The sequence below is a fragment of the Haloimpatiens lingqiaonensis genome, assembly GCF_901447495.1.
Classification (GTDB): domain Bacteria; phylum Bacillota; class Clostridia; order Clostridiales; family Clostridiaceae; genus Haloimpatiens; species Haloimpatiens lingqiaonensis.
On record NZ_CABDWS010000115.1, the window covers coordinates 1 to 6,087 of the forward strand.

4 protein-coding genes, 1 other RNA gene and 2 pseudogenes are annotated in these 6,087 nt (G+C 32.5%); 1 reads left to right on the forward strand and 6 read right to left on the reverse strand.

Translation table 11 applies throughout. From position 1 onward, the window contains the following. Nucleotides 1-400: 400 nt before the first annotated feature. The gene (locus tag FGK85_RS14215; protein WP_138207726.1) at nucleotides 401-682 is read left to right on the forward strand and encodes a cupin domain-containing protein; all 282 of its coding nucleotides are present in this window, start codon (nucleotides 401-403) and stop codon (nucleotides 680-682) included. A 227-nt stretch (nucleotides 683-909) separates the two neighbouring features. On the opposite strand, the gene FGK85_RS14220 is transcribed toward FGK85_RS14215, so the two are convergent. The 6 genes and pseudogenes from FGK85_RS14220 to FGK85_RS14245 all read right to left on the reverse strand — a co-directional run. Then, a complete protein-coding gene (locus FGK85_RS14220; protein WP_138207728.1) occupies nucleotides 910-1,764 on the reverse strand; it encodes an AraC family transcriptional regulator in 855 nt (284 codons plus the stop codon). Between the two features lie 205 nt (nucleotides 1,765-1,969). After that, a complete protein-coding gene (locus FGK85_RS14225; protein WP_138207730.1) occupies nucleotides 1,970-2,728 on the reverse strand; it encodes an APH(3') family aminoglycoside O-phosphotransferase in 759 nt (252 codons plus the stop codon). Between the two features lie 301 nt (nucleotides 2,729-3,029). Next, nucleotides 3,030-3,737, reverse strand: a pseudogene (gene pduB, locus FGK85_RS14230) (propanediol utilization microcompartment protein PduB); the annotation flags it as partial. A 625-nt stretch (nucleotides 3,738-4,362) separates the two neighbouring features. Continuing rightward, nucleotides 4,363-4,694: a transfer-messenger RNA gene (gene ssrA, locus FGK85_RS14235) on the reverse strand. Between the two features lie 208 nt (nucleotides 4,695-4,902). After that, a complete protein-coding gene (gene smpB, locus FGK85_RS14240) occupies nucleotides 4,903-5,373 on the reverse strand; it encodes an SsrA-binding protein SmpB (protein ID WP_138207734.1) in 471 nt (156 codons plus the stop codon). Between the two features lie 265 nt (nucleotides 5,374-5,638). Then, nucleotides 5,639-6,087: pseudogene (locus tag FGK85_RS14245) on the reverse strand (ISLre2 family transposase); the annotation flags it as partial.

The window sequence follows — 6,087 nt, forward strand, 5'->3', positions numbered from 1 at the left end:
GAATAAAAGGGGACAGTTAACAACTTTTTAGCAATAGTTTGCTAAAAAGTTGTTAACTGTCCCCTTTATTTTTCCTTTATTTTATGTATCCTGTAATTCCTTCCATTGGTGCTAAATAGTATTTCATTTTTTATCTCCTTTATAAATATTATAGAAACATTATATCAGCACCTTTTTTAATTATCCACTTAATATTTACTTGCTTTTCATCTTAATATATCTGTAAAATACGTAATTTTACATTCTTAAAGTGAACTTACCTCACAGCCACAAACCTCATTCAAATAAATCATTTGTGTTGACGAACCTCAAAAATTATGGCAGATTTATATTACTTAAAATTTTTCTAAACGTAGATTTGTTTTAGAGTAAATTTTTCTCTAAAGAAAGGATGAAATATATGAACAAGATAATAATGAAAGAAATGTCTATTCAAGAAGCACAAAAGATTGGAATCGACAATTGGGAAACTTGGGAATGTGAAGCTAGTGTATTTGACTGGGAATTTGAAGAATTAGAAGTATGCTATTTCTTTGAAGGAGATGTAGTTGTAACTGTTGGCGATGAAGTAGCTCATATTAAAGAAGGAATGCTAGTGTCTTTTCCAAAAGGCATGAAGTGTACATGGAATGTAAGTAAGAAAATTCGTAAGGCCTATACTTACAATTATATAATAAAATAATTTCAAAGCCAGTGATTAAATTTCTTATTAGAAATTTGTCATTGGCTTTTGTTGTTAAGAAACTTGTCTTCTTTCATTCATGTTATATAACTGTAGAACCACACTTACTGTTCAAAAACACAACTGCCTGTAGCAGCTATTTAAGCCACCTACAGACAGTTGATAATGTATGCTAGAGACTAGCCTTATCATTTCAAATGTGCTATCTATCAAAGCTTTGTAAATATTTACTTTTTAATTGGTATCCACACTTCGCATCTATAATCTTCTGATTTAGTATCACCACTATAGTAAACTTCAAGCTCCGGTGCACAATCATGTTGATAACCAGATGAAGGTAGCCACTCTGTAAATATTCTTCTTGTTAAGGTTTGAATAGCTTCTGGTAGAGGTCCTATTGACTCAAATACAGCCCATGTTGCATCAGGGATATTAGCTTTTATATACCCCTTTGGTAAAGCTTCCATTGTATCCTCTACAGCAATCATATAATTAAACTCATTTTTAACCATATCAAAATCCTTACATACACCTAAAACGCCCATTTTTCCTGCTTTTGACCCCAAGAATTCTAATCTTCCATCCTTCATTAATTCATCCCAAAACATAGGAACAACCTTAAAATTTTCTCCTCCATTCATATTAACTTTTTTTTGCTTACCTATTACTTTAAACCCTTTTTTCTTTTCAATTTTATAATCCATACTCTTCTCTCCTTTAAGTGAAATATGAAAGGATAGCTTAGGATAAGAAATTAGCTTTACTCCTTGTTTTTTTACCTTAGACGGATTTATTCCATGCATTTTTTTAAACGCTTTTGAAAATGCCTCTAAGGATTCATATCCATATTTAAAAGCTACGTCAGTTACCCTTGCCCCCATAAATAAGTCCTGTGCGGCTAAAGACAACCTCCTTCTTCTTATATATTCACTTATTGTAACACCTGTTATCATGTAGTACATCCTTTGAAAGTGAAATTCTGAGGACAAAGCTATTTTTGCAATTTCCTTTATATCTATTTTTTCCGTAATATTGTCCTCAATATATTCTATTGCTTTATTCATAGAGTTTAGCCAATCCATATTCCCCCTCCTTTCATATCTAATGTTAATACATTTAAGAGGTAAATACCTGTCTTACTATGCTATGTGCTAACAGAACATGAAAATAATTATACTTGTTCCATTTTGCAACCCTATGTATTTCCCTTTATAGGTATATGTATTTCCTCTATATACGTATGCGTTTTCTTTTGTATCTATCAATAATTTGCAAGTACGTTCATAATCAAAACAATTCATCAAGTAATATATAATATCTTATTAAATTCATATCTGGCTTAAATTTAAGATTTTTTAAAAATTTATCTGTATATTCTGTTGGAAAGTCTAAAAGTTCACGTAAGCATAATGCAATATCTTGATGTTTGTCAGAAATGCCACCACGTCCCATATCTATATATCCTGTTATGGTTTTTCCATCAGTGAATAAATTGTTAAAGCAATAATCACCATGGCTAAATACCAATGTCTCTTTTGGTTTGTTTTTCACTAAATACTCATATGCTTCATCTGTATTTTCAATGCCCTCAGTGTATTTATTTTGATCCACTTCTAGATGAAGACCATTATCTATACGCTCTTTTGCCTTTTTTAATTTATAATCAATTGTGCTGTCAAATTTACATTCAGATATATCTAGCTTCTGCAATTGATTTATTCCATCTGCTACAAGCTTAATTAATAAATTAGGGTTGTCTCTATATAAATTATTTTCTAGCATAATACCTTCTGCTTTTTCAATCAACATATATGAAATACCATTTTCAATAACCCTGCAAATGATCTTGGGAACTGGAAGTTTCCCCTGAAGCCACTTATAAATACCATATTCTCTCTCTGGCTCATCAGATACTTTTTCTATCTTTAAATATAGTTCTTTGTTTTCTCCAATACATTTAACTACTTTTGCTTTTGACATTCCTTCGTGGTCATTATGAAACTCCATACCCTTAATAAAATTTTGAATTTTTTCTGGTAAATACATGTTATTCAACCTTTCTTAATGTTTTTATCGCATAAATTCAACTATCCAAATATTATTTTATTTATCTATTATATACCTAATTTCATGAAATTTCCATGAATTAAAAACTATCAAAACACTTTTTCTAATAATATCATAGAACAATGAAGTCTAATGTGAAAATGGCAAAATAGTCATAAGGCAGCTTGCTCTAAATGGTAAATGTGAAATATGAAGGGGCTGTGGCACTAAGAATACATCCTATGTAAATTCTTTAATGCAACAGCCCCATTTATTGATAAAGTTAAATCATACAACTGTATTAGATATAAGGTTTTCCTGTAGTGGATATAGGATTTTCACCCATTGATTTAGCAATGGATAACCCTACTTCTCTAGCAGCAATTACCGCTTGTCTTACAGCCTCTGAGTCTCCTGTTATTGTTATTATGATTTCATTTGAATATGAAGTTCCTTGACTTGGACTTGAATAATTAATAAGTTCAACATTTGCAGCTTTAAGTGCAGTATCTGCCATTACAACTCCAATGCCTGCTGGTGCCCCTACAATTATTCCAAAAGCTTTTCCTATAGGAGCCTCAAAACCTTTGTTTAGCGCAAGGCTCGCTCTTGCAGTATAGTGCAATTCCACATGACCTGCCTCAAATCCATACACTTCTCCAAAATTTCTTTCCGTATTATCAAGAGTAATTTCTACTGCCTTTCTTACATCCGATACATCTTCTGATGCAAGTATGATTAAACAACCGTGTCCGGCTCCCCCTTTTGTATCTCTTGGAAGTTCAACACTTACTACTTTCGTATTAGTAGCTTTTACTGCTTCATCAGCAGCCATAATTTGAGAACCTGCTCCAGTCCTGTTGCTTATAATACCTATGGCTCTGTGGCTTTTGTCTAATCCCATTTTATCTCGCAAAACGCTATCTACATTTGTTATAACAAGTCCTACTGTATCTCCATATTTTACTGTTCCTACAAATTCAGTTATTGGTACTGGTTTATTCATTACATCTTTCCCCTTTTGAGATTAATTTTTTATCTGTTGATTTTATAATTTTACTAATTTAATTCTTTGGAGTCAAATTTTCTTCGTTTCTTAAGAAGAAAAGAGCTAGGTTAATAATTGAAAAATACAAAGAAGTTACTCCTCGAAATGGAAAATATTCTAAAGAAATGCTTGAAGCTAAAGAAAAGTTTTATGAAGAATTTATTAGTATAAAATAGGTAAACCCACCACGTTTTTGTGATGGGTTTTTTTATTGGTGGAGGCGAGGAGACATGCTATTCTGGCATTTCTGCCAGCACTGACTATATTTTGAACTTTTTTCCAAGTTCTCTGGCGTATTATAGAAGCCATATTATAGTTTTAAAACTTCTATCCTAGTATTTCTTATTAGAGCATCATCACACTGTAAAATTTATCTTCTTCTATAAGAAAGAAAAATTTAAAGTGTACTTCTATAACAGTATTAAATTACACTACTGCATTGTCTCTAACTTAGAAACCTATAAGTCGATACGGGGCTGTTGAATTTCTTCACATACCCCTCGGTATTGCCGTCAGCTTTAACTGTTACGGGTTCACCGATAAAGCCAGATTTTCACCTACAAATCACTTCGTAGGGCGACCCTTCTGAATCGAACTCCTGTCCGAAAGCCGCATCCCCTGAGCATCTCCGAGTGCAGTCCTTATTTTAAAATTCCCTCTGCCAAACGCCTAAGGACAGGCTTTTGGTTTTGGTAGCTTCATAAATTCCGTTCCCTACTCAAAGCTTTGTAGGGCTCGGTTCCCCGCTGTCGACGCCAGACCCTAAGTCGCGGGACTCTTAGGCTGACGAGCGGCTATACTAAGCTGCTAATGCTAAATTATCGTTTGCGTTTATATTTAAATCCATAGTTTTTTAACGCGGGCCCATGGGTCCCTCGACTCGCTTCCCAGGAGCTACGCACCCCCGTCGAAACCATTACGCCCCCATGATAATTTACACACAGGAACGCCACCGATATTTAATTTTCAAAGTGTAACCATAATTTAAACTTTACTATAAACAAAGTGTATCTATTATTATACACCTATATATAGCGCAATGTCAAAATCATGATACGTTATTATAATACAATACATATGATAATTAATCAAGTATTAATACTTGTAAAAAGCAATTACATTATGCCTATAATCTCATTCTTTCTTTCATCTGCCTATCAATATCTCTCTTGGCAGCTTTTTCAAGCATAGCATCTCTCTTGTCATAATTTTTCTTTCCTTTTGCCACTGCTAAGCTTACTTTTACTCTTCCATTTTTTAAATATAAAGATAAAGGCACCAAAGTGTATCCCTTTTGGCTTGTAAAACCAGTTAATTTAAGAATTTCACTTTTGTGAAGAAGTAATTTTCTATCTCTTAATGGATCTTTATTAAATATGTTTCCCTTTTCATATGGGCTTACATGCATATTTATTACAAATACTTCTCCATTTCTTATATCAGCATAGCTATCTTTTAAATTAGCTTTTCCTTCTCTTATGGACTTTACTTCTGTTCCTACTAATTCTATTCCAGCTTCATAGACTTCTTCTATGAAATAATCATGTCTTGCTTTTCTATTTTCTGCTAAGGTTCTCGTTCCTTTTTCTTTAGGCATATTTTTCACCCCTAAAATTTAAATTGCCTTGGCCACTTCATGTGAGCAGAGCATTTGTATATATTTAGTCTATTGTATAGTATATCATTTTGTTATACACTTTTCAATTAACAACACAAAGAAGTTTGTGTCAAGTTAAAGTGGGCAATTTTATTTCTTAATTTTTCCATTATAAATTCAGTTGAAAATTTTATTCCAAAAGGGCTTCGCCCGCAGCCCGAAAGGGCGCACTTATCCCGTTAACTTTTTATTCAAAATTTTAAAACTATCTATAAATAAGTTCACTAAAATTTTTTTCTTTAAAAAAGCTTTGTATAGCTTTTCTTCCATTAGTCATGGCGCAGCCTGTAAATGGTACTCTTGCTTGTTGTATAGGATAATACTTACTTTTCTTTACCTTCTTATTTACATCAGCTGCTGTTAATGTAATCATCTCTGTTATTGTTTCTAATTTATCATCTGAAACAACTCCTGAACATACCTCATTTATCACATTGTATATTCTTTTACTTGCTTTTTCAGCTAGTATTTTAGCTAAATTATTGGCACCTTTAATAGACCAACTCATTTTTCTTCCTTTCATTCTCTGAGCTAATACATCACATATATTGTGCTCCATTGTACCTAAATTTCTGTATTCTAATCCTTCTGGAGCCTTCGGCATTTTTATTTCTTCCCTTAGCTGATATGGCTTTAATCCTATCTTGTTATCAA

Bases quoted from the DNA above. Each gene is read 5' to 3' on its own strand.
- FGK85_RS14220 (WP_138207728.1), bottom strand. From the start codon at position 1,764: ATGGATTGGCTAAACTCTATGAATAAAGCAATAGAATATATTGAGGAC.
- FGK85_RS14215 (WP_138207726.1), top strand. From the start codon at position 401: ATGAACAAGATAATAATGAAAGAAATGTCTATTCAAGAAGCACAAAAG.
- smpB (WP_138207734.1), bottom strand. From the start codon at position 5,373: ATGCCTAAAGAAAAAGGAACGAGAACCTTAGCAGAAAATAGAAAAGCA.
- FGK85_RS14225 (WP_138207730.1), bottom strand. From the start codon at position 2,728: ATGTATTTACCAGAAAAAATTCAAAATTTTATTAAGGGTATGGAGTTT.